18 protein-coding genes and 3 pseudogenes are annotated in these 23,015 nt (G+C 69.8%); 7 read left to right on the forward strand and 14 right to left on the reverse strand.

The window, feature by feature from the left end; translation table 11 throughout:
- Positions 1-72: 72 nt before the first annotated feature.
- Positions 73-1,002 carry an MBL fold metallo-hydrolase gene (locus tag ACZ7M7_RS31720; RefSeq protein ID WP_472122772.1) on the forward strand — a complete coding sequence of 310 codons (930 nt, stop codon included), beginning with the start codon at positions 73-75 and terminating at the stop codon, positions 1,000-1,002.
- On the opposite strand, the gene ACZ7M7_RS31725 is transcribed toward ACZ7M7_RS31720, so the two are convergent.
- On the reverse strand, positions 979-2,034 hold the full coding sequence (locus ACZ7M7_RS31725; RefSeq protein WP_472122775.1) for a zinc-dependent alcohol dehydrogenase: 1,056 nt from the start codon (positions 2,032-2,034) through the stop codon (positions 979-981). The genes ACZ7M7_RS31720 and ACZ7M7_RS31725 overlap by 24 nt on opposite strands.
- Before the next feature lie 184 nt (positions 2,035-2,218).
- Between ACZ7M7_RS31725 and ACZ7M7_RS31730 the strand changes: the two are divergent.
- Positions 2,219-3,864, forward strand: a pseudogene (locus tag ACZ7M7_RS31730) (dihydroxy-acid dehydratase).
- Between the two features lie 75 nt (positions 3,865-3,939).
- Here the strand turns inward: ACZ7M7_RS31730 and ACZ7M7_RS31735 are convergent.
- From ACZ7M7_RS31735 to ACZ7M7_RS31755, 5 genes are all read right to left on the reverse strand, one after another.
- The gene (locus ACZ7M7_RS31735) at positions 3,940-4,434 is read right to left on the reverse strand and encodes a peptidylprolyl isomerase (RefSeq protein ID WP_383605811.1); all 495 of its coding nucleotides are present in this window, start codon (positions 4,432-4,434) and stop codon (positions 3,940-3,942) included.
- 102 nt (positions 4,435-4,536) lie between these two features.
- Positions 4,537-5,529, reverse strand: coding sequence for an esterase/lipase family protein (locus ACZ7M7_RS31740; protein ID WP_472122779.1), 993 nt, complete (start codon positions 5,527-5,529; stop codon positions 4,537-4,539).
- A 295-nt stretch (positions 5,530-5,824) separates the two neighbouring features.
- On the reverse strand, positions 5,825-6,514 hold the full coding sequence (locus ACZ7M7_RS31745) for a GAF and ANTAR domain-containing protein (RefSeq protein ID WP_472123311.1): 690 nt from the start codon (positions 6,512-6,514) through the stop codon (positions 5,825-5,827).
- 358 nt (positions 6,515-6,872) lie between these two features.
- Complete coding sequence (locus tag ACZ7M7_RS31750) at positions 6,873-7,268, reverse strand: hypothetical protein (protein WP_472122781.1); 396 nt, start codon at positions 7,266-7,268, stop codon at positions 6,873-6,875.
- A gap of 39 nt (positions 7,269-7,307) precedes the next feature.
- Positions 7,308-8,693 (reverse strand): MFS transporter, encoded by a 1,386-nt coding sequence (locus tag ACZ7M7_RS31755; protein ID WP_472122784.1) that lies wholly within the window; start codon positions 8,691-8,693, stop codon positions 7,308-7,310.
- Positions 8,694-8,942: 249 nt separating this feature from the next.
- Between ACZ7M7_RS31755 and ACZ7M7_RS31760 the strand changes: the two genes are divergently transcribed.
- Positions 8,943-10,055 carry a methyltransferase domain-containing protein gene (locus ACZ7M7_RS31760; protein ID WP_472122787.1) on the forward strand — a complete coding sequence of 371 codons (1,113 nt, stop codon included), beginning with the start codon at positions 8,943-8,945 and terminating at the stop codon, positions 10,053-10,055.
- Here the strand turns inward: ACZ7M7_RS31760 and ACZ7M7_RS31765 are convergent.
- Both ACZ7M7_RS31765 and ACZ7M7_RS31770 read right to left on the reverse strand, forming a co-directional pair.
- Positions 10,024-10,848 (reverse strand): annotated as a pseudogene (locus ACZ7M7_RS31765) (ThuA domain-containing protein); the annotation flags it as partial. The gene ACZ7M7_RS31760 and the pseudogene ACZ7M7_RS31765 sit on opposite strands and share 32 nt — an antisense overlap.
- Positions 10,845-13,079, reverse strand: coding sequence for an RICIN domain-containing protein (locus tag ACZ7M7_RS31770; RefSeq protein WP_472122790.1), 2,235 nt, complete (start codon positions 13,077-13,079; stop codon positions 10,845-10,847). The pseudogene ACZ7M7_RS31765 and the gene ACZ7M7_RS31770, both read right to left, overlap by 4 nt.
- Positions 13,080-13,372: 293 nt before the next feature.
- Between ACZ7M7_RS31770 and ACZ7M7_RS31775 the strand changes: the two genes are divergently transcribed.
- Together ACZ7M7_RS31775 and ACZ7M7_RS31780 are read left to right on the forward strand one after the other, a co-directional pair.
- The gene (locus ACZ7M7_RS31775) at positions 13,373-13,765 is read left to right on the forward strand and encodes a VOC family protein (RefSeq protein ID WP_472122792.1); all 393 of its coding nucleotides are present in this window, start codon (positions 13,373-13,375) and stop codon (positions 13,763-13,765) included.
- A gap of 94 nt (positions 13,766-13,859) precedes the next feature.
- Positions 13,860-14,177 (forward strand): annotated as a pseudogene (locus ACZ7M7_RS31780) (SpoIIE family protein phosphatase); the annotation flags it as partial.
- Between the two features lie 33 nt (positions 14,178-14,210).
- Here the strand turns inward: ACZ7M7_RS31780 and ACZ7M7_RS31785 are convergent.
- The 4 genes from ACZ7M7_RS31785 to ACZ7M7_RS31800 form a co-directional block, all read right to left on the reverse strand.
- Positions 14,211-15,209, reverse strand: a complete 999-nt coding sequence (locus ACZ7M7_RS31785; RefSeq protein ID WP_472122794.1) for an LLM class flavin-dependent oxidoreductase — start codon at positions 15,207-15,209, stop codon at positions 14,211-14,213.
- 55 nt (positions 15,210-15,264) lie between these two features.
- Positions 15,265-16,218, reverse strand: coding sequence for an SMI1/KNR4 family protein (locus ACZ7M7_RS31790; protein WP_472122797.1), 954 nt, complete (start codon positions 16,216-16,218; stop codon positions 15,265-15,267).
- A gap of 53 nt (positions 16,219-16,271) precedes the next feature.
- A complete protein-coding gene (locus ACZ7M7_RS31795; protein ID WP_472123313.1) occupies positions 16,272-17,195 on the reverse strand; it encodes a GNAT family N-acetyltransferase in 924 nt (307 codons plus the stop codon).
- A 456-nt stretch (positions 17,196-17,651) separates the two neighbouring features.
- Complete coding sequence (locus ACZ7M7_RS31800) at positions 17,652-18,527, reverse strand: RNA polymerase sigma-70 factor (protein ID WP_472123316.1); 876 nt, start codon at positions 18,525-18,527, stop codon at positions 17,652-17,654.
- A 262-nt stretch (positions 18,528-18,789) separates the two neighbouring features.
- Here ACZ7M7_RS31800 and ACZ7M7_RS31805 point away from each other — a divergent pair, with 262 nt between their 5' ends.
- Complete coding sequence (locus tag ACZ7M7_RS31805) at positions 18,790-19,275, forward strand: carboxymuconolactone decarboxylase family protein (RefSeq protein ID WP_472122800.1); 486 nt, start codon at positions 18,790-18,792, stop codon at positions 19,273-19,275.
- Positions 19,276-19,360: 85 nt separating this feature from the next.
- Here ACZ7M7_RS31805 and ACZ7M7_RS31810 read toward each other — a convergent pair whose 3' ends face one another.
- On the reverse strand, positions 19,361-20,446 hold the full coding sequence (locus ACZ7M7_RS31810; RefSeq protein WP_472122803.1) for a methyltransferase: 1,086 nt from the start codon (positions 20,444-20,446) through the stop codon (positions 19,361-19,363).
- 204 nt (positions 20,447-20,650) lie between these two features.
- The gene (locus ACZ7M7_RS31815; protein WP_472122805.1) at positions 20,651-21,478 is read right to left on the reverse strand and encodes a helix-turn-helix domain-containing protein; all 828 of its coding nucleotides are present in this window, start codon (positions 21,476-21,478) and stop codon (positions 20,651-20,653) included.
- A gap of 324 nt (positions 21,479-21,802) precedes the next feature.
- Here ACZ7M7_RS31815 and ACZ7M7_RS31820 point away from each other — a divergent pair, with 324 nt between their 5' ends.
- A complete protein-coding gene (locus tag ACZ7M7_RS31820) occupies positions 21,803-22,984 on the forward strand; it encodes a DUF418 domain-containing protein (RefSeq protein ID WP_470946532.1) in 1,182 nt (393 codons plus the stop codon).
- Positions 22,985-23,015 lie beyond the last annotated feature (31 nt).

Below are 23,015 nucleotides of genomic sequence, written 5' to 3' on the forward strand. Positions count from 1 at the left end.
GGTTTGCTTTAAGTGACCGTAGGGCCTAGCTTTGCTTAAAGCAAACCTGTTGCGTTTAGAAGGAGGGGCCTCATGCGCAGGACCACTCACACCCCAGCGGCCGACGAGTCCGCCGCCCTGGCCTCCATCCCCTCCTGGACCGTGGGCGACGTCACCGTCCACCGCATCGACGAGGTCCCCCTGCCACCGGCGACCGGGCCCTGGCTGCTCCCCGGCGCGACCACCGACGTGGTCTCACGGCAGGAGTGGCTGCGCCCCGACTTCGCCGACCACCAAGGCACCCTGCACCTCGACAGCCACAGCTTCGCCTTCGAAGCGGGCGGTCTGCGCGTGCTCGTCGACACCGGAATCGGCAATGGCAAGGCGCGTGCGAACCCGGCCTGGCACGACCTGCGGACCGGTTACCTCGAGCAGCTCGCGGCCGCCGGATTCCCGCCGGACTCCGTCGACCTGGTCCTCCTCACCCACCTGCACACCGACCACGTCGGCTGGAACACCCAGGAGGTCAACGGCGAGTGGGTGCCCACCTTCCCGAACGCCCGCTACGTCACCTCCCGTACCGAGCGGGAGTTCTGGGCCGCGTACGACATGGACGAGCCGCGGCGGCACATGTTCGACGACTCCGTGATCCCGGTCGAGGAGGCAGGGCTGCTCGACCTCGTCGACGTCCAGCCCGAGGGCACCGACATCGCCCCGGGCCTACGCCTGCTCCCCACCCCGGGGCATACCCCCGGCCACATCGCCGTCCAGCTGACCGACGGCGGGAAATCGGCGCTGATCACCGGGGATGCCGTCCATCACCCCGTCCAGTTCGCCCATCCCGCCATCGGCTCCTGCGTCGACATCGACCCGCGGCAGTCAGAGGAGTCGCGCCGCAAGCTGCTCGGCTCCCTCGCCGACACGGACACCCTCGTGCTGGGCACGCACTTCCCGCCGCCCACCGCCGGCCACGTCATCACACACGGAGACGCCTATCGGCTACGGCCGGCCCGCGCTGCCTGACGCGAGCGCGCTCACCCCGGTCAGGCCGGGGTCCACATGGATCTTGGGGCCGGGCCCAGCGCCCTCCGGTCGCACACCCGCGAGAACCGGGCCCACCTCGTCGAGACCGACGGTCGCGGCCACCAGGGGCCTGGGGTCGACCGCTCCGGACGCGTAGGCGCGGATGGTGGCGTCGAGGCCGGGCGAGGCCGACAGGATGCCCACCGCCGTCACGTCCTTCAGTACGAGCGCGCGAGTGTCGATCCTGCTCGGCTCACCGGCCAGCCCGATGCACACGACCCGGCCGCCCGGTTCGACCAACTCCAGTGCCTTCTGCGGCAGATGGGCCGCGTTCGTGGCGTCCACGACCGCGTCGAAGGGCAGGTCCGGCAGGGACCCCTCGTCCCATACGCGCGCGAATCCCAAGGCATGCGCGAACGCGGGGGAGTGGCCGGGGCGGTCCAGCAGGTGGACCTCCGCGCCCGCCGCCCGAAGGAACAACGCGACCAGGAGGCCGATGGTCCCGGGCCCCAGGACGAGAGCACGGTCCTCGGCGCGGGGCGCTGCGGCCTGTGCGGCGCGCAGAGCATTGCCGCCCGGTTCGACGAGCGCGCCGAGTACCGCGTCGACGGAGTCGGGCAGGGCGTGCAACGAGGATGCCGGTACGGCGAGTTGCTCCGCCAGCGCCCCGGCCCGCCCGCCCCGGATGCCGACCTCCTGGCGCTTCTCGCACACGTGCTGAAGCCCCCGAAGACAGCGGCGGCATGTGCCGCAGCCCAGCATCGTGTCGCCCATGACGCGGCGCCCTATCCAGGCCCGGTCGACGCCGTCGCCGACCGTCGCGACCCGCCCGGCCCACTCGTGCCCCGGCCGCATCGGGTAGGAGGAGTGCCCTTGGTGGAGGTACGCCATGGCGCCGGTGAAGAACTCCATGTCGGTGCCGCACACGCCGACCCGCTCGACATCGACGACGACTTCACCGGGCGCGGCCACCGGCGCCGGGAGGTCCTGGACCTCGTACGCGCCGGGCGCGGTCAGGACGAACGCGCGCATGAGCCGACGGCAGTCGGGCCGTCCTCACCGGGGGCTGTCGAGCCGTCGTACCTCTGCGTATGCTCCATGGCGTTCCAGACTGTAGACCTCCGTACCGACTGCCGGAAGAGGTCCCATGGTGAGGCTGCGCAGCGCACAGTGGTACGAGGGACAGGACCGCAACGCCTACATACATCGCGCGTGGATGCGCAGAGGCGTACCCGGCGACGCATTCACCGGGCGGCCGCAAATCGCCATCGCCAACTCGGCCTCGGACCTGGCCCCTTGCAACGCCCATCTCGACGAGGTCGCATCGTCCGTGCGCGACGGCGTGTACGAGGCCGGCGGCATCCCGCTGGACCTGCCCGTGGTGTCCCTGGGCGAGACGAACGTGCGGCCCACCGCCATGCTCTGGCGCAATATGGCCGCCATGGCCACGGAGGAGATGCTGCGGGCCAACCCCATTGACGGAGTCGTCCTGCTGGGCGGCTGCGACAAGACGATCCCTTCGCTGCTCATGGCCGCGGCATCGGTGGATCTGCCCGCCGTCGTCGTGCCCGGCGGGCCGATGCTTACCGGGACGTTCCGCGGTACGCCGCTGGGCTGCGGCACCGATGTGTGGCGGCTGTCGGAAGAGGTCCGCGCGGGCACGCTCTCGCAGGAGCAGTTCACCGCTCCGAGTCGGCGATGATCCGCAGCCCCGGCCACTGCAACACCATGGGAACCGCCTCCACCATGGCCCTCGTGGCCGAGGCCCTCGGCACGGTCGTCCCCGGCGTGGCCGGGACCCCCGCCCCCGACAGCCGTCTGCTGGAGGCCGCGCACCACACCGGCCGACTCGCCGTCGACATGGTGGGCGCCGACCGCCGACCGGGCACCTTCCTCACCAAGGCGTCCTTCCACAACGCGATCGTCGCGCTGGCCGCCATCGGCGGCTCGACCAACGCCGTCGTCCACCTCCTGGCCATCGCCGGCCGCCTGGGCGTCGGCCTGTCCCTCGACGACTTCGACCGCATCGGCTCCCGCGTACCGGTCCTGGTGGACCTTCAGCCGGCGGGCCGCTTCCTCATGGAGGACTTCCACCGCGCCGGAGGGCTGCTCGCCGTCCTGCGCGAGGTCCGTGACCTGCTCGACCCCGACGCCCTGACGGTCACCGGGGACCCGTTGGCCGCCGCGCTCGACGACGCCCCGATCTGGGACGGCGAGGTCATCCGCACCCGCGCCGAACCCCTGGTCGCCGAGGGCGGCATCGCCGTCCTGCGCGGCAACCTCGCACCCGACGGCGCGCTCATCAAGCCGGCCGCCGCCTCCCCGCAACTGCTGCGTCACCGCGGCCGGGCCGTCGTCTTCGACTCCATCGAGGACTTCCACGCCCGCATCGACGACCCCGGACTCGACGTGGACGCCGACTCCGTCCTCGTCCTTCGCGGCTGCGGCCCCAAGGGCTACCCGGGCATGCCCGAAGTCTCGAACATGCCCCTGCCGCAGAAGCTTCTCGCACAGGGCGTCCGTGACATGGTCCGCGTCTGCGACGGCCGGATGAGCGGCACGGCATACGGCACGGTCGTCCTGCACGTGGCGCCCGAGGCCGCGGCCGGCGGCCCTCTCGCCCTCGTGCGCACCGGGGACTTCATCACCCTGGACGTCGAAGCCCGCCGCATCGATGTCGACGCACCCGCCGATGAACTGGCCCGCAGAAGCCCGAGTGAGGCATCCGCCAAGGCCTACGCCAACCCCCGGCGCGGCTGGGAACGCCTCTACGTCGACCACGTCCTCCAGGCCGACACCGGCGCCGACCTCGACTTCCTCGTGGGCTCCAGCGGTTCGGACGTCAGCCGCGAATCGCACTGACCGCGGAAAAGAGATCAGGCCCATCGGGCCCGCATGGTGCGGACCTGATGGACCTGATGTGCGGCTGAGGCTGCGTCAGGCGACGATGCCGCAGTCCTCGACGACGATCTTCTTGGCCGTCGCGCCCGAGCGGTTGCCGAGGGCCTCGACCGCCTTGACGACGTCCTCACCCTCGATGACCTCGCCGAAGACGACGTGCTTGCCGTCCAGCCACGGCGTCACCACGGTGGTGACGAAGAACTGCGAGCCGTTGGTGCCCGGGCCCGCGTTGGCCATGCTGAGCAGGAACGGCCTGTCGTGCTTCAGCTGGAAGTTCTCGTCGGCGAACGTCTCACCGTAGATGCTCTTGCCGCCGGTGCCGTTGCCCGCGGTGAAGTCACCGCCCTGCAGCATGAACTCCGGGATGACCCGGTGGAAGGGCGAACCCTTGTAGCCGTAACCGTGCTGGCCGGTCGCCAGCTCACGGAAGTTGCGTGCGGTCTTGGGCACGACATCGTCGAACAGCCGGAAGACGATGCGGCCGAGGTTCTCGCCATTAGCAGAAATACTGAAGAACACGTTCTCACTCATGGCCCTGATTCTGCCCAATCGACGCGGCAAGGTCGAACTGACCGGGCCGAGCCGTCTCAGAACGCTGCTCGGACGGCCCCGAGCGGGCCCTGATCTGCGGCGTCACCCGCCGAGGAGGGGTGCCGAGAAGCGGCAGTGCACGCGTTCGGCGTGTGCGGGGTCGAGGGCGTTGAGGACGAGCTGGGCGGCGTTGGAGTCGTAGGCGATCGACAGGTGCTCGGAGCGGTCCTGGGGACAGACGTCCTGGAGAGTGATGTTGCGTACGGTCGCGCCCCGCCCCGCGGTGAGGAACTGGTTGTGGTACGGCGTGACGGCCTCGTCGTACCGGGTGGCGATGACGGTGTAGGCGACGCCTCGTTGGGTGTCGCCGTCCCGGTCGAGCGTGGTGTTCACCCGCGACCCCACCAATTGGTCCGAGTACGCCTGCCCCGCCACGGCGGACACCGTCGGGTTGAGGCCGAGTGCGGTGGTGAGGGTGCCCAGGCCGGACAGGGTCGTGCCGTGGTTGGACGGGGCCAGGCCGATGAGCCGGCGCACCTTGTTGTGCGACGGACGCGCGGGGTTCGTTCCCCCCTCGAACCGGAGGTACCAGCGGGGCAGCAGACCTCCGCCCTGCGAGTGGCCCACCAGGTCGACCTGCCGGGAACCGGTGGCCTTGAGCACTCGGTCGACGTATCGGGCGACCTCGCGGGCGGAGTCGGGGATGTGCCGGGTGCCCTTGAAGGGAACTCCAGGTGCCCCGCCGTAGTTGGGCGCGAAAACGCAGTACCCGGCCTTCTTCAGCTGGGGCGACAGCATGCTCCAGTTGGTGTGGGCGTTCGTGAGGGTCGCGTGCAGCAGGACGACGGGGCGGGGGTGGGCGGCGGTCGGCCGGCACTTCCAGTTGTTCGCCCCGGCCGGCGCGGCGTCCGGCTGGAGGGTTCCTCGGACGAAGGCGGCGGGGGCCGCGGTGATCCCTCCCTCGGGCGGGGTCGGGCGGTCGGCCGCCACTGACGTGCCGGGCAGGCCGAGTGCCAGAGCTGTGACCGCCCCGGCGGTTGCCCACCACGTGATCAGGCGGGATCGCGGGGCAGGCCGGACACGGCGATGGGACATTTCTTCCGCTCCTCGTCAGGGTCAGTCACAGCAGCTGACGAGCAAGATCCTCAAGGAGCGGCGGCCGACGTCACGGCCATTCCGCACCGAAGCCCCCGTTGGAGTGGCGGCTTTCATTCGTGCGGCTCCGGTCAGGCATGACAATCGAGGCAAACCTGGCGTCCGGCGCGTGCGTGAAAAGCTCGGAGATGGGGACTTGGCGGTAAGGCCGGGCTCAGCGGCGTTCCCCTTGGGGGCTGGCCTGGTCAGGCTCCTCTGGTTCAGACCACGAGCCGGGGGAGCCGACTGCGCCGCTTCACGACAGACCGCCGCGCTCGCAGATCATCTTGGCGACGTCGCGGAGTTTGATGTTGTTCTTCTGCGAGTACCGGCGCAACACGTCGAACGCCCGCTCCTCTGTCAGGTTGTGGCTGCCCATGAGGATGCCCATGGCCTCGCCGATCATGTGGCGTGTGGCGACGGCGTTCTCCATCTGAGCGTGCGCGCGGGCACTGGAGAAGGCGACTGCGGCGTGGGAGGCCAGCAGCCAGCCGGCCAGCTCGCTGGCCTCGGTGAACGCCCCGCGCTTGCGGGAGTAGACGTTCAGTGCGCCGAGATCTTCGTCATCGGTGTACAGCAGGAAGCCCATCATGCTGCCCACCCCGAGCTCGTGGGCCTGGGGAGCGTAGGCGGGCCACTTCGGCTGGTCACGGGTGAAGTCCGGGATGCGGAACACCCGCTCTCCGTCCTTGGTGCGAGCGGCGTCGAAGCAGGGTCCCTCGCGGAGCCTCTCCTGCAACTGGTCACTGTCGACGACCAGTTGTTCCGTGGGCGCCAGCGTCTGGACCTTCTGGCCGTGCAGCACGAGGATCCCGGCCGCTTCGCAGCCCTCCACCAGCTCGGTGGCCGACTTGGTGATCCGATCCAGGGTGGCGTCGACCGACTCCTGTGAGAGCAGTTCCCGCGCCATCGACGCCAGCTCCTGCGCGAAACGAGCCCAGTCCATCGCACCCGCCACCTCTCCGTTCGCCTCGGTGAGGCTGTGCACCCAGCATTCCACGCGAGGGTCGCCGAGGGTCGGGACTGGACCCCAGGGGGCGGTTACCTGGGAGGGAGCCGCGGTCGCCCGCGGAGGAGCGGCTGCCCTCGAGCACCACGCATGCGCGAACCGTCACATTGTGCACGGGGTCGTCGCTGAGAGTGATGCAGGAGAAGGCCCGTGACCGACCTTCTCCTGTCCGTAGAGGGCGCGCCCTCCGGGGGTGCTCAGCACTACGCCGGGTTCGGCCGTGGCCGGGCCGCTGCGGGACGGGGCCGGGTGCCGGGGGGAAAACTCGCGTCGGCATGGTGCGGCACCGTCGCGATCAGGTCGTCGAGTACCGAGGTGTTGCGTACGGAGTCCCGGGCGGCGTACCAGCCGGCCGTGCCAGGAGATCTCCTCGGCGATGTCGGTCTCCGGCGGACAGGGACTCAACCGTGTCCTGCGGGTCAGGGAGGTTGCACAGCTGCCCGGCGGGGTCCTCGTCGAACCCGGGCTCATGCTCCCGGTAGGGGGGCGTCTCGTGCTCACAGGGCTGGTCGCGCAGGGCGCAGTCGGCCGCCTCCAGCGCCGCCCTGGACTCCTGGGCGACGCCGGGGCCGGGCGCACAGGCGATGTAGGGGGCCATCATCAGGAGTCCGATCGTCCACACGTAGGCCGATTCCCCGCCGGGGCGGGCGGCGAGCCGCGCGGCGCAGTCGCGGCCGCCGAACCTGCGCACGAATGCGGAGACCCACCCATCCCGGCAGCCCCAAGTGCCCTACGCCTTCTCGGACTTACCCGGCACGCTCAGCCACGCGAGGCCTGCGGCCGAGAGGTAGGCGAGGGCGCCGATGGCCATGCTCGTGCGTAGGCCGGTGTCGTAGTCGGTGGCCGTCGCGAGCAGGCTGCCGCCTAGGGCCACTCCGGTGGCGCTGCCGATCTGGCGGGTGGTGTTGAACAGGGCGGAGGCAGCTCCCGAGTACGCCTCGGGCGCCGCGCCCATCACGGTGGCGGTCGAGCCGGTGAGGGCGAAGGAGGTGCCGAACCCGGCGGCCATCATCGGTGCCACCAGCAGCGCGTACGCGGGATCGGCTCCCGCCGCGGCCCAGCCGGCCAGTCCCGCGGCGGCCAGGAGCATGCCGGAGATCACCAGTGGACGATCGCCCGTGCGGCGGGTCAGCCGCCCGGACAGGACGGACGCGAACATGGTCATCGCCACGGCCGGGAACAGCGCCAGCCCGGTACCGAGGGCGCTGAAGCCGCGCTGATGCTGGAAGTACAGGCTGGCGGTGAACACCATGCCGTAGAAGCCGAAGTTGAACAGCAGGCCGATGACGGCCCCGCCGCTCATGGCGCGGGAGCGCAGCAGGTCCAGCGGCAGGGCGGGAGCGCGGGCCAGCCGCTCGCGCAGCACGAATGCCGCGGCGGCCAGCACGGCCAGGCCCACCCCGGAGAGCACCGCCGGGTCGGACCAGCCGCGCCGGCCGGCCTCGTTGAGTGATGCGGTCAGCAGCGCCACCGCGGCCACGACCGCGACCTGGGCCGGCCAGTCCAGGGCGCGGTCGGCACGCCGGGGTGAGCGTGCGACATGACGCAATGTCAGCACCAGACAGACGACACCGACAGGCAGGTTGATGAGGAACACCCAGCGCCAGCCCGCCGTGGAGACGAGCAGCCCGCCCAGCAGCGGCCCGGCGGAAGCCGCGATGCCCGCCATCGAACCCCACAGCCCAAAGGCACGGGAGCGGGCGGCCGGCTCAGGGTAGGCCTGCTGCAGCAGCGCCAGGGAGCCGGGCACGATCAGCGCCGCGCCCAACCCCTCCACCAGCCGGGCCACCACCAGGAAGCCGGTGCTCGGCGCGAGCGCGCACGCGGCCGACGACACCGTGAACACCGCCACGCCCGAGCAGAAGACCCGACGATTGCCCAGCCGGTCACCCAACGCACCACCGGTCAGCAGAAAGCCGGCGAAGACCAGGGTGTACCCGTCGGTGATCCACTGGATGCCGGTCAGCGAGGCCGACAGTTCGCGGCCGATCACCGGCACGGCGACATTGAGCACCGTCACATCCAGGATCACCATGAAGTATCCGGCGCAGACCGCAAGCAATGGTGCCCAGGACCGACGCCCGCCCCCTGGCGCGGACTGCTCCGCGAACGCCACGGCCCCAACTCCATCCCGTCCGCGGAGGCTCTGGATCACGAATCACAGTAAGGGACATTTGCGCCATATCCATGGAGCCAGGGTCTTGGCCACCACTTCCGGGCCCGCCCCCCACCGCTAGACTGCGCCCATGACGTACTTCTTCCACCTCCGCTAGGCACCGTCGGCGAAGCGAGGATCCCCCGTCGCCGACGACGCGGGGCAGCGGAGCGCTGTCGCGAGTGCTGACGTGGAAGAAGAAACAACACCATGCACACGCCCCTCGTGGCGCGCTGCCTCCGCGGCCTGGAGGCCGTGGTCGCCGCCGAGGTTCTTGGTTCCGGGCTCGGCGCCGTCACCGAACTGCGCCACCGCGAAGTCCACTTTCGTACGCACCGGTCCGTGCCGGCGCTGCGTACCGCGGACGACGTGTTCCTGCTCGCCGCCCGGCGCCCCGACATCGGATCGACGCGACAAGCCCTGCACGACCTCACCGGGCTCGCCGATCCGGCCGGGATCGACCACCTCCTGTCCCTCCGCCGCCACAGCGCGACGACGCCCGCCCCGGAGCTGCCCGGCATCGACGTCTCGGCCTCCTTCCTCGGTCGGCGGACCTTCACCCGATACGACGCCGAGGACGTGGTCGGACAGGCCCTGGCGCGGCGCCTCCGCGTCCCGTACCACTCGCGGCGGGCAGGAACCCCGCCCCCACCCGGCTGCTGGGGCTGGCGGCTGACCCTGGACGGCACGCAAGCCACGCTCATGCTGCGGCTCGACGACCGACCGCTGCACCGTCGCGCCTACAAGCGGCGCACCATCCCGGGCACCCTGCACCCACCGCTCGCCGCAGCCATGGCCCGGCTGGCCGACATCCGCCCCGGCCACGTCGTCCTCGACCCGTGCTGCGGCGCCGGCACCCTGCTCATCGAGGCGGCACTCGCCCAAGGCGACGCCCGTTTCCACGGCTTCGACCTCTCCGCGGACGCCGTCGCCGCAGCGCGCGCCAACGCCGGTGAGCTGCCCATCGCCATCCGCCGTGGTGACGCCGGCCGGCTCCCCCTTCCCGACGACTCCGTCGACCGCGTGCTGTGCAACCCGCCCTGGGGCGCCCAGGTCCAGGCTCGCGGTCTGCTCGCGAACGCCCCTTCCCGCTGGTGGACGGAACTGCGCCGGGTCCTCGCCCCCGACGGCACGGCCGTACTCCTCCTTCCCCACCGCGACGACCTCGCCACCGCCATCCGGCACCACTTCACGCCCGTACACGTGGAACGGCTGCGCCTGTTCGGGGCACAGCCGTTCCTCGTCCGTCTGGCGCCGGCAGCGGGTGCGGGCAGGGTGACAGCTATTCAGCCGCGCGGCCGAGCCACTTCAGGCCGTCGATGAGGAAGCGGTTCTGGGTGGGGCTCGCGAACGTGGAGGACAGGCGGGTGTTGGTGGCGTAGTCCATGGCGTTGTGGCCGAAGTTCGCGTACAGCATCCGGTACTGGGTGTTGGTCCACAGGATCGGGTAGTAGCCGCTGTACCAGGACTGGTTGGGGTCGGTGCCCAGGGGGAAGCTCGACGGGTCGACAGATGCCAGGATCTTTATGTTCGGCTTGGTGCGCAGGTCGTTGGACCAGCTGTACCACTCGCTCACCGCTGAGGTGAACGTCGCCGGCAGCGTGGTCGTCGAGGGGTGCGTACGGTCCTCGGTGCGCAGGATCGCCGTGGTGGGACCCCAGGTGTTCGACCTGAAGTTCCCGCTGCCGAGGAAGGTGTTGTGGTACCAGGGCCACGATCCGGCGTCGGTCGTGAACGCCGAGACGTGGAAGCCCATCCAGCCGCCGCCCGCCCGCATGTACCGCTCGAAGCCGGCTCGCTGGGCCGCGGTGTCCGGCGCGTCGTCGAGGAAGAGGACGACCTGGTAGTCGTTCACCCCGCCGTTCGCGAGCAGGTTCCAGTCGGTCGTCGCCCGGTACGTGAAGTTGTGCTGGGCGGCGGTGCGCGGGAACCACTCGTTGGCTTCCTTGACGAAGTCGATGTGTGCGGCGTCCCAGGTGCCGTTGTAGAAGGCGATGACCTTGAAGGCGGGCGCCTGGGGCGCGGCGGAGGCGTGGAGTCCGGTGGGCCCTGGGCCTGCTGTCAGCCCCAGCACCAGCGCCAGCCCCGCCAGCAGTCGTGCTGCCAGCCGCCTCACGGATGGCTCACCAGGTTGGCCACGTTGGTGGTGGAGTTGGAGGGGCCGCCCCGGTCGTTGATGACGTGCCGGATGGTTCCGGTTCCGCCGAGCGAGACGGTCACCATGTTCTGGAAGCGGACGCCAGGAGTGTTGGGGACCTCGAAGGCGCGCTCGGCGGTGACGGACGGGTTGGCGTTGAAGAAGCAGTAACTGCCCAGCCCGTACGCCTGGTGGCTGGTCACGGAGTTCGCGACCTTGTAGGCGGCGTAGCCCTGGGTGGAGCCGTTCATCCAGGCGGCCTGGTTGGGTGGGTCGTAGGGCATTTCGTTCTGGTAGAAGTACGTCCGCCCGCCGTTGCCGTTCCAGATGGTCTGGTGCTTCTGGTAGTGCTCGACGAACAGGCCGTACATGGTGACGTTGTCGCCGTTGACGATGAGGCCGGTGTCGCCGGTGTTGGTGTTCCAGCCGATGCCGTTGCCGTGGTCGCCGCGCCAGATCCACATGTGGTCGCCGATGACGTTGTCACTGTTGACGATGAGGCTGGTGGTCGCCTTGCCCACGGCGGCACCGCCGACGCGGAAGTACACGTCGTGCAGGGAGGTGGGGTTCGTGGCGTGGTTGGCGGCGGCGCCGGCCGGGCCGATCTCCACCAGGGTCTGGGAGTTGGTCGTGCCCGCGTCGAAGAGGACTCCCGCGATCTTCACGCCGTCGACGTCGGCGACCGTCATGGCCGTGATCCCGTTGTCCGGGATGAACGTGGCCAGGCCGAGTCCGAGGACGACGGTGTCGGGGCGGGTGACGCTCAGCGTCTGGTTCAGGTGGTAGACGCCGGGGGTGACCAGCAGGTTCTTGCCCTCGGCGAGAGCGGCGTTGATCTGGGAGGCCGTTGCGCCCGGCTTGACGACGAAGAACTGGTCGATGCCGAGCGAGCTGCCCGCCGCGGCGCCGTTCGCCCAGCTCGTGCCCGAGGAGTTGGTCCGCAGGGAGGGCACGAACACCCGGTAGGCGCCCGCGTTGTCGACGTACAGGAAGGGCTTCTCCCGTACGGTCGGGCTCTGGTTGACCGTGGTGTATGGCGGGTTGGGGAACGTGTTGCCCGGTACGCCCTGGCTGCCGACGAAGACCATGTTCCAGTTGGAGCCGGTCCAGCTGCCGAGCTGGGAATTGCGGGTCAGCCACTGCTGCTGCGTGCCCGAGCGGACCTGCCCGTCGATCTTCGTGTCGGCCATGAAGCCGCCGCTGGACCAGCCGCCGTCGCTGAGTTCGAGGTTGCCGCGGATGTGCATGCGCCGGTACCCGGAAGCCTGGGAGACCGCCCAGCGGTCGGTGCCGCCCGTGGGGTTCACCGAGAGGTTCTCCGCGCCGCGCCAGAAGTTGTGGGTGGCGTTCTGCGGCGGGAACCAGTCCGCCTCCACGTGCACGGCGCCGTTGATGGTGACCGAGTCCGGGGACTGGCCCAGGCCCAGGACCTGGGTGTAGAAGCCCACGTTGACGTCATTGCTGTACGTGCCCGGCTTGAACATCACCGCATAGCGCTCGGAGCCGAACTGGTTCGTCTCCTGCTGCCGGAATATCGAGTCCAGTCGGCTCTGGATCGTGGACGACGGCATCGACGGATCGAAGACGGCCACGTTCGGGCCGAGGTCGACATCCCCCGGGGCAGTGCTCACGGGCGCGACCTGGAAGCGCTGGGCGGCCGAGCCGTTGCAGGTGTACTGCACCAGCTGGACGCTGTCGGCCGTCGAGGCGGACGGTACGTCAAGACACTTGCCGCTGTTCCGGTTGACGAAGCGGTAGGCGCCACCACCCTCGTCGACGGCCTGCCACTGCTGGTTGTTGCCGCCGCCGTACGTCCACAGATGCACGGCCGCGTTGTCGGCCGTGGACACGTCGCTGACATCCACCACCTGCCGGGCGTCGTTGCGGTTGTTGATCCGCACATGGCCGTCGCCGGTCGGTGTGAAGCTCCACTGCTGCGCCGTGCTGTTGTTGCAGGCGTACTGCTGCACCGCCGTGCCGTTGGCGGTGCCGGCCGCTCGCGCGTCCAGGCACTTGCCGCTGCCGCTGTTCACCACCGTGGACCAGCCGGTGGGGAGGGCGGCGGCGGACGGGGCTGCGTCGGCGGCGTGTTCCGGGGCGGCCTGGGTGGGCTGGACGGCGCTGAGGAGCGAGGCGGCCGTGGCGGCGGCGACAAAGGCCGCGGTCAACGGACCGCGGCCTCTGACGGCTGGTCGTGAGGTAGGGGGCATGTCTTCTCCTGCGCCGGCGAAGCGGCATGGGTGGGGGGTGAAGGGGGTGAGAAGTGACGCTTATTTCAATGCATGATTTAAGAAGTGACGGAAACCACTGTCAAGGCTTTGGTGTAGGCCAACTCCGATGGTGTGTGCGTCGTCGATCCGCAAACGCGGTAGGGGAGTTGGGCCGCCCGGCTGAAGGACGCACGACCATCCGGGCGGCTGCCAGCGCGGCGTGCCGCCCGCCGCGGCACGCGTGATGTGCCCTGAGATGCCACAACGGCTCACCCACGAAGGAGACACCCGGCATGCTCGGACAATCGCAGGCGTACAGCGGCTTCTCGGTCGACGACCTCGACGCGGCCCGCCTGTTCTACGGTGAGACCCTCGGCCTCCAGGTGGAGGACATGGGACAGGGCGAGATGCGCATGCTGATCGTGCGGCTCGGCGGTGGCGGGCACGTCTTCGTCTATCCCAAGGACACGCACACCCCCGCCACGTTCACGATCCTCAACTTCCCCGTGGACGACATCGAATCCGCCGTCGCCGAACTGGAGCGGCGCGGCGTGACCCTGGAGCGCTACTCCGGCTTCGACCACGACGAGAAGGGCATCGTTCGAGTCGGCCAGGGCGGCCCCGCGGCGATCGCGTGGTTCACCGATCCCGCCGGGAACGTGCTGTCCGTGGTCCAGGAGGACTGACCGACCGACATCGGCATCGGTCAAGAGACTCGTGAAGGGACCTCTCATCCCTACGGCGGTGTCGCCGGGGCCTGCTGCCGCCCCGGCCCGCCACAACGCCCGGCGCACCGGGGCCGAGCTGCCCGAACTGGTGCAGAGCGTGGACGACGCCTTGGCGCGGTGGCTCCCGGACCAGTTCTGCACGGGAGTCCTCGCCCAGCTCGACCTGGCGAGCGGCGTGCTGCGCTGGATCAACTGCGGACACCCCGCGCCGCTGCTCATCACCGACTACATCATCTGCGCCTCCGCCGCGGGCGAACTGGCGCCGGAGACCCTGCGGCGACTGATCCACTCGATCCTGGACGCACAGCCCGGGAGCCTGCGGGACGACGCGACGCTGCTGCTGTTCGGGTGGTGGCCGCCGACGCGGTGACGCGAGGCCCTGAGCGGGGGCAGGGAGGGGGCCCTACGCGGTGGCCGGCCCGTCGCCCTGCGCAGGTGATGACGCGGCGATGAGCTCGAAGGACCGGAGGCGGTCCCTCAGGGCGTACACCGGTGACACGAGCATCAACTCCTGCGCGCCGGTCGCGTCGGTCAGCTCCGTGAGACGGCGAACGACGGTGTCGGCGTCGCCGTACGCCTGGTGCGCGTGGAACGCCGCGAGGGCCTGCCGCTCCTGGTCGGAGAAGGGATGCACGGCCGCTTCGGCAGGGGTGGGAAAGGCGATGTCGCTTCGCCCTTGGAGAAGTCCGACCTTGACGACGCTCATCGGACCGACGAGCCATTCGGCCTCTTCGCGCGTCGGGGCGCACACCGCCTCCACGCACAGCAGCACACGCGGGCTCGGGCACCAGCGGGACGGCACGAAGTGCGCGCGGTAGTGCTCGATCGCGGCAGTGGTGTTCTCGGGGCGGAAGTGATGGGCGAAGGCCATCGGCAGACCGAGCTGCGCGGCGAGAGCGGCACCGGCGGTGCTGGAGGCCAGCAGCCACGGCTCGGGCAGCGAGCCGAGCGCGACCTCGTCGACCAGGAAACGCAGGGTCGCCACCACGTCGTCGCGGTACTCCTCGTCCGTCGCCGGCCCCGCCCCGCGCCGCAGGGCCAGCGCTGTCGCCTCGTGCACGGTACCCGGGCCACGGCCGATCCCGAGATCGACGCGATCAGGGTGCAACGCGGCGAGCGTGCCGAACTGTTCGGCCAGCATGATCGGAGCGTGGTTGGGCGCGAGGACGCCCCCGGAGCCCAGCCGGATCGACGACGTCGACGCGGCGGCGTGAGCGACCAGCACCACCGGCGGGAAGGCACCGATGGCGGGGGAGTGGTGATGCTCGGCATACCAGAGGCGCCGGTAGCCGAGCCCTTCGACGCGACGGGCGAACTCGGCCGTGTCCCTCAAGGTGTCCGCGGGGTCCGTACCGCTCTGGACCATCGCGACTTCGAGTACGGAGAGCGGCACACCCATCATGTGATCAGTATGGCCGAACGCGTCGTACTTGGCGGCCACTTGCCCGGTCAGCCGGTCAGCCGGTCAGGGGCCGCCACCGGTCCTCCATCGCGTCGCCGAACCCCCTGCGCCACACCAGCGCCCCACCGATCAGGCCGGGAGTGTCCCGCGTGGCCAGCGCCGGGGCTTCGAGCATGTCGGCGGTTTCTTCCAAGTAGGTGACCAGCGTGTCGAGTTCTTCGCCCCAAGCGTCGTTGTAGAGGGACCAACGGCCCAGGTAGCCGGTCGCAGCGTCCAGGTACAGGCCGGAGGTGGTGTCGGACGGACCGTGCGAGACAACCGGAATCCAGGTCGCCTTCCACAAGATGATCCGCTCCTCCTCGGGGCGGCCCGCGTTGTCGGTGTCGAGGTCGGCCTGGGCGTCCAACTTCTGCCGGTAGACGTCGGGCACGGCATCCAGGGCCATCAGAGCCTCGTTGCCCGGAAGGCATCCCGAGCCCCAGCCGTCGGCCCCGTCGTCGCCTCCGCTCAGCAGCCACAGGGTGCGCAGCTCGGTGGGTATGCGGACGCCGAGGTCGTTCTCCAAAGCGGCGATCGCGGTGAGGTCGGCACCGGTGCGGAGCGCGGCATAGGAGTCGGGGGCGCTGTGCTGGAGCCGGCGGATGATACGCAGCCAGGCGTCGGCGATCTGCCGTACGGTGACGGCCTCGGTGATCGGGTCGACAGGCTGGACCTGCTCCTGACCCGGGTCCTCGTCCTGGGCGGGCGCTACGGGCTCGGCGGACGGGGCGAGGTTCACGTACCGGATCTCGATCCGGTCGGGCTCGCGGATGTAGCCGACGGCCAGGTCGGGGCAGTCCTCGTACAGGTCGCCCTCAACCATCACGGTGAGGATGCCGGGCAGACCGGAGGGCCGGCCCATGTCCGGGTCGTCGGCCAGTCGGCCGGCCAGAACCTTCAGGGCGTAGGGGACACCGGCCCCGAACTGGGCAGCGGTGTCGCGCACGAACGGCGGGAGCTCGACGTTCAACGGTCCGGTACTCCTTGCTGGTTGGCCGGGCTGGCGCGGGTCGGTACGCGTGATCAGTTCCAGGTCATGTTGATCTCACGCTCGAAGTTGACGTACCGGGCCCGTCGGAAGGCGTTCGCCATGGGGACGTTGCCGAGGTCCGTGGCGGCCCGGATGCGGGGAACTCCCTGCTCGGCGAGGATGCGGGTGCCTTCGGCGAGGACGTCGTCGATGTAGCCGTGGCCACGATGTGCGGCCAGGACGGCGACGTAGGCGATGATCGGGTTGTAGCCGTTGTGGGCCGGGACCACGAACCCCACCGGTTCTCCCTGGGGCAGCGTGGCGATCCGCCACCAGTCTCGCGGACTCGTGTAGCGCGCGAGTTCGTCCTCGTAGTGCTGGGTGGCCGCCTCCTGGGCAGTCATCCGCGTCAGGTCGTCACGGCTGTGCTCGTCCAGCGTGCCGTCCAGGACCGGGGCCATCAGGGCCACGAGTTCCCCGGCATCCTGGACCGGCCGGAAGAGCAGCCGCTCGCTGGGCCCGGGAACCGGTGACGTCGGCTTCCATTCCAGGCGAAGTCGCTCGACGAAGAGCCGGGCACCGGTCCGTTCCAGCACCGTCATGCGGTCTTCGACGAGCTGTCTGGTCGCCGCGTTGTCACGCCAGTCCGGAGGGATGAAACGGCTGTACTCCGGGGGACGCGAACTGTCCGGGAGAACAGCCGCCATCGCCGTCCGCAGAAGCCGCACCCCGATGTCCAGACGATCGGGATCCGGTGCGCTGTCGTCGATGTCGAGGACATCCAGGATCAGTGGTGTGTCCCTGCCGGGCCGACTCCACCAGGCAGCCCTGGCCAGCAGGCGGTCACCGCGCTGGGCGACCCACATCCACTCGGGACGTCGACGGCCGGAGGCAAGGTCGTCGGCCAGTTCCGCGTTGAGGGCGTAGGGCAGTTGAGAGAAGAGGTCGAGTTCTTCGCGTCCGTTGATCGGACGCATGGTCAGGTCGTTCTGTTTCACCGTCAAGGCACACTCCGGGAGGACACAAGCGTGGCGATCACGGGGATCATCGGCTTATCCCTCTTCGTCTATCCAAGGGCGGTCCGCGTCCGCAAATGTTTTTCGATCACGGGATGGTCGGCGCCGTCTGCGGCATGGTCCCGGCCATCCTGTTCCAACATCCGCTCCAGGACGCCTGGTTCAGGGGATCCGACGCAGATCGGGCACAGCCGTGCGCAGCTTGACGTTCCGTGAGGACGATGCCCCGGTCGCGGGCGACGGTGAGCAGGCCATCGCGCCGGAGTCGGTGCGCGTGCGCGTCCTGGAGGGGGAGGTGGTCCTGGCCGACCGCACCTTGGAAGCCCCCGCGTTCCTGAGTGCTGCACATCGGGTCGTACGTCGCCTGCGCTGGCGGGCCGGCCGCTCGGCGGAGAGCTCTGTGGCAAGCGTTCACGTTCAACGGCTCATCGCGGTCTCCCGCTCCACGCGTGACAGCTTCTCGGGGTTGCGTACGGCGTAGAGGCCGGTGATGAGACGGTCGTCGATGCGGATGGCCAACACCGTGTCGATCCGACCGTTCAGCCGGAGAACCAGGGCCGGATGGCCATTGATGTGGGCCGAATGCAGCGACGCCGCGGTGCCGAAGCGGCCCAGCCCGGCGACCAGGGGCGCCACCTCGGCGGCCCCCACGACGGGTGCCAGCACGGCCTGAACGACTCCGCCGCCGTCCCCCAGCAGGACGACATCCGGTGCGAGGACGTCGAGCAGCCGTTGCAGATCACCCGAGTCGACGGCCCGGCGGAAGGCGTCGAGCGCGTTCTGCGCCTCGGCCGGAGATACGGCCCCGCGAGGGCGGCGCGCCGCGACGTGTGCCCGGGCGCGGTGGGCGATCTGACGGACGGCGGCCGGGCTCTTGTCGACGGCTTCCGCGATCTCGTCGTATGCCAGGTCGAAGACCTCGCGCAGCACGAACACCGCCCGCTCGGTGGGGCCGAGTGTCTCCAGCACCAGCAGCATCGCCATCGACACGCTGTCCGCCAGCTCGACGTCCTCGGCCACGTCGGGTGCGGTCAGCAGTGGTTCGGGCAGCCAGGGGCCGACGTAGGACTCCTTGCGCCGACGGAGCGTGCGCAGCCGCATCAGTGCCTGGCGTGTGGTGATCCGGACCAGGAACGCGCGCTGATCGCGCACGGTGTCGCGATCGACGCCGGCCCATCGCAGCCAGGTCTCCTGCAGGACGTCCTCCGCGTCGGCGGCCGAGCCGAGCATCTCGTAGGCGACGGTGAACAGCAGATTCCGGTGTGCGACGAACGCCTCGGTGGCGGAGTTCATCCCGTGTTCCGGAGCAAAAAGCTCAGCGGTGTCCTTCGGTTGCGCGTTGCGCTCGGTCACGGCTGACTCCCACCTGTTCGCTGTCCGGCGTTCCTCACGCACAAGATGCCGGTACCCGCTGATTTGTGACATCCGATCTCGGTGGCACACGTCACACCATCGTCACCGTCACAAGGAGCGAAGCCTCGGCATCTGGTGTTCGTCCGGACGCCGCGCAGACCCTTCGCGCGGTGCCGCCGTCGCACAAGTGAGGACGAAGCCAATGGAATCCCGTTTCAACCTGATGGCCAACAAGGTCGGCGCCAAGGTCGGCAAGCGGATGTACCACGTGAGCCTGGCGATCACGGAGTCGTCGCTGCCCGAGGGCCTGCAGCAGTTGGTCGAACTTCGCGCCAGCCAGATCAACGGCTGCGGTTGGTGCGTCGACGTGCACACCAAGGAAGCCGCAGCGGCCGGTGAGACGCCGGTCCGGATTCATCTGGTCGCCGCCTGGCGCGAGTCGGCCGTGTTCACCGAGGCCGAGCGGGCCGCGCTGGCGCTGACCGAGGAGGGCACCCGGCTCGCCGACGCCAACCACGGCGTGTCCGACGAGATCTGGGCGCAGGTGCGCAAGCACTACGACGACGATCAGATCGCCGCGCTGGTCTCCCTGGTAGCCATGATCAACGCGGCCAACCGGCTGGGTGTGATCACCCGCATGCCGGGAGGTACGTACGAGCCCGGCATGTTCGCCGACTCGTCGAGCTGACGGTAGGTGACCTTGGGCGGGCCCGGCCCGGGCCAGTGGGTCCGGGCCGGGCCCGCGCATGTCCGAGCGATGGTGTGGAGCGGCGTTACCGGCTATTGGGGCCTATGGGGCTGGCTGTGGCTTCGAGGATCGAGAAGGGCTCGGCGTCAGCGAGCGGGGTGACCGTGGTGAGGGTCAGGCCCGCGCGATGGCACAGGTCCTGGAAGTCGTTGCGGGTGCGTTCCTTGCCGCCGAGATTGACGAGCATGTTGAGGTCGCTCAGGTAGGTGATCGCGCTGTCGAGGCTGTCGGTTTCGGTGTGGGCGGCGACGGCTTCGGGAAGCACGGGCTCCACGATCAGGACGGCACCGCCGGGGGGCAGTACCTCGCGGCAGTGGCTGAGGATCGTGACTGCCTGGTCGTCCGTCCAGTCGTGCAGGATGCTCTTCACCAGGTAGAGGTCCGAGCCTGCGGGGACGGAACTGAAGAAGTCTCCGGCGACCAGCGAACAGCGGTCGTTCAGTCCGTGCCGCTCCAGCGTCTTGGCTGCTTCGTCCAGGCCGTGCGTGGTGTCGAAAACGACGCCGGTGAGGTGCGGATGCGCGTCGAGCACCCCGGCCAGGAGGGTTCCGTCCCCTCCGCCGACGTCCGTGACGGTCGTGAACCGGCCGAAGTCGTAGGCGTGCGGCAGCGCGGCGGTGGTCTCGGAGACGGCCTGGCTCATCGCGGCGTTGAACTGCACGGACAGTTCGGGGCGTTGGGCAAGGTGGGAGAAGAAGTCGGTGCCGAATACGGTGTCGAAGGCGACCTCGCCGGTGCGGACGCTGCCATCCAGGTGTTCCCAGGCGCGTACCACGGTCGGATCGGTGAATGCGCCCACGAACGACGCGAGTGAGTCGGGGTGTTCGGCGCTGAGCAGGGCGCCCGCGCCGGTCAGCGAGAAGCTGTCGGGAGCGTGTTCCCGCAAGAGGCCGAGCGCGGCCAAGGCACGTAGCAGCCGCGTCATCTGCTGGGGGTGGGCTCCGGCGTCGGCGGCCACGTCGGTGGCCGTGCGCGGGGTGTCGCCGATCAGCTCCGCAACCTTCAACTGGACTGCTGCGCGCATGGTTTGTGCGGCCATGGTTCCGAAGGTGAGCCGGCCGATCAGGTCGCGGTCGGCTGAGGGCGCTGCTTGGGTGTCGGGGTTCGTCATAGGTGCGGTCCTTTTTGTTCGGCTGTGTGTTTGGTGTCTGCGGGTGCCTAGGTGCCTGGGCCGTGGGAGGGGCGGGAGGAGCGTGCGGGCGCAAGCGTCGGCGGCGAGGCGCGCGGGCGCGTGGCAGGTCTGTATCAGCCCAGGTCCATGTCCATGTCTGGGTTCCGGGCCCTGGCCTGGGCTTTGGGTCTCGGCCTGAAAGGGCTAACTGGCGGTCGTGTTCCTGTCGGCGAGGGCGCGTGGTGTGCATCCGGCGTGCGCGAGTACGTCCCGGTGGAGGTGGGACTGGTCGGTGTATCCACAGGCAAAGGCGACGTCGGCGGCGTTGTGGCCGACGGTCAGCGCTCGGGCGGCGTGGTCGAAGCGGACCACCATGGCGGCGCGTTTGGGTGTGAGGCCGACCTGCGCGGTGAACCTGGACCACAGCCGCTTGCGGCTCCACCCGCAGGATGCGGCGAGGTCGTCGACCCGTACCCGTCCCCGCTGGTTCACGATCAGATCCCAGGCGGCGGCGACCTCAGGCGCCATCGCCGGTGCGTCGGCAGCACGTCTGATGAGGAACTCGTCCATCAGCGCCAGGCGTTCCTGCCAGGTCGCCGCCTCACCCAACTGCGCGCGCAGGCGCTCCTCATGACGCCCCCACAGGTCCTCCAGAGGAGTGATGGAGCGGTCCAGTTCGTACGGGGAGACACCCAGCAGTTCATAGGCGGCCCGGGGAGACAAGCGCATCTCGATGCACTCGACCCGCTCGCCGCGGATCCGGGCCGAACCGGGCGACAGCGCGGCAACGAAGCTGTTCAGTGGCAGGTGCCCCGCGGGACCTTCGACCGTGAGCGGGTCAACTCCGAGCCCGATGACGACGATCACGGCAGGCTGGGGGAGGACCTGCAGATCCAGCCCACCGGCGACACGGTCGCGGAACCCTGCCATCCACACGCCGTTCAGAGACGTGCCGCCGTGCAGATGGGCGACTTCCCAGCCGTTCGCCGCCTCGCGGTCCGTGGGGGAGGGGCCCACTTCGTAGCTGCGCATGCCTCTACGGTGGCCGACTTCTCGGCGCTTGTCTTGGACGAATGTTCCGTGTGCGCGGTGCGCATGGTGGGCTGCTTCTGGTGAGCCTGTGCGCCAGCCGCGTCGAGGCGCCTCACCGCGTGACGGCGAACGACCGCGTCTTCACAGCGCCGTGCACCGGCGGGAACTCCCAGCGCTGGACGATCCGGTAGGCCTCTCGTAGGCAGGTGCTCGTTTCCCGAGGTACCGGTGCCTGTTCCGACGCCTGCACTGCATCGAAGGATGTACGTCGTTTTCGTCCGGTCGCACGACGATCGGGCCGTAAAGCGCCGAGAACCTGAAGGTATGCCCTACAGCCTTCGCGCGTCCCTCGACGACACGTCCTCCACGCAGCCCGCGTCGCCGGCCCGGCTGCCGTTGCTCGATGTGCTGCGTGGAGCGGCGATTCTCGGCACTTTGATGACGAACGTGTGGATCTTCGCCACGCCTGGCTCCGAGTGGGCGTTCCTGCAGGGGACGCCCATGCCGGACCCGCTCGGCGAGCCGGCTGAGGCGCTGTTCCGGTTCCTCGCGGACGGGAAGTTCCTGTCGCTGCTGACGATCCTGTTCGGCGTCGGTCTGGCCATTCAGTACGACTCCGCCGCGCGCCGCGGCACCCCGTGGCCGCGCGGCTACCGGCCCCGCGCGCTGTTCCTGTTCGCCGAGGGCACGCTGCACTTCGTACTGGTCTTCGGGTTCGACGTGCTGATGGGGTACGCCCTGACGGCTCTGCTGATCGCCAGGCTGCTGGCGCGTTCCGAGCGGGTACGGCGCGCGGTGATGTGGACGTCGGTGAGCGTGCACGTGGTCCTGATGTCGCTCATCACGCTCGCCCTGCTGGCCGCTCCCTCCGACGACTCCGGGAACGAGGTGTCCGACGCGGCGGTGGACGTGTACGCCCACGGCAGCTGGTTCGACCAGATCGCCTTCCGGCTGGAGAACGCGATCGCCCTGCGGATGGAACCGGTCATCTCCTTCGGCCTGCTGGTCTTCCTCTTCCTGCTCGGCGTCCGTCTCCACCGCGCCGGAGCTTTCAAGCCCACCGACCGGGGTCGGCGGCTGCGCTCGCGGATGGCTGTCTGGGGCCTGGGGCTGGGCATTCCGTTCAACGCGGCCCTGTGGCTGGGCGGTGAGGAGTTCTTCTTCCTCGGCCGCTATGTCGCCGCCCCGGTGGTCGCCGTCGGCTACATGGGTCTGGTCGGCGTCGCCCTGGACCGCGGGTGGTTCCCGGCCTTCCTGACCCACGGACTGTCCGCGGTCGGCCGTACGGCGCTGTCCTCCTACGTCCTGCAGAACGTGCTGTGCATGCTGGCCTGCTACGGCATCGGCCTCGGCCTGGCCGAGCACTTCGCCGACAGCGGTCCCTGGTGGGTCATGGGCCTGTGGGCGACGGTCTGCGTCCTCCTCGTGGCCGCCTCGACCCTGTGGCTGCGTCGGTTCTCCCACGGTCCGCTGGAGTCGGTACAGCGCCGGGTCCTGCGCCGCTGAGCCGGTACAGCGGGGAGGGCACCTTGCAGAC

This window comes from Streptomyces sp. NPDC111606 (assembly GCF_055656945.1).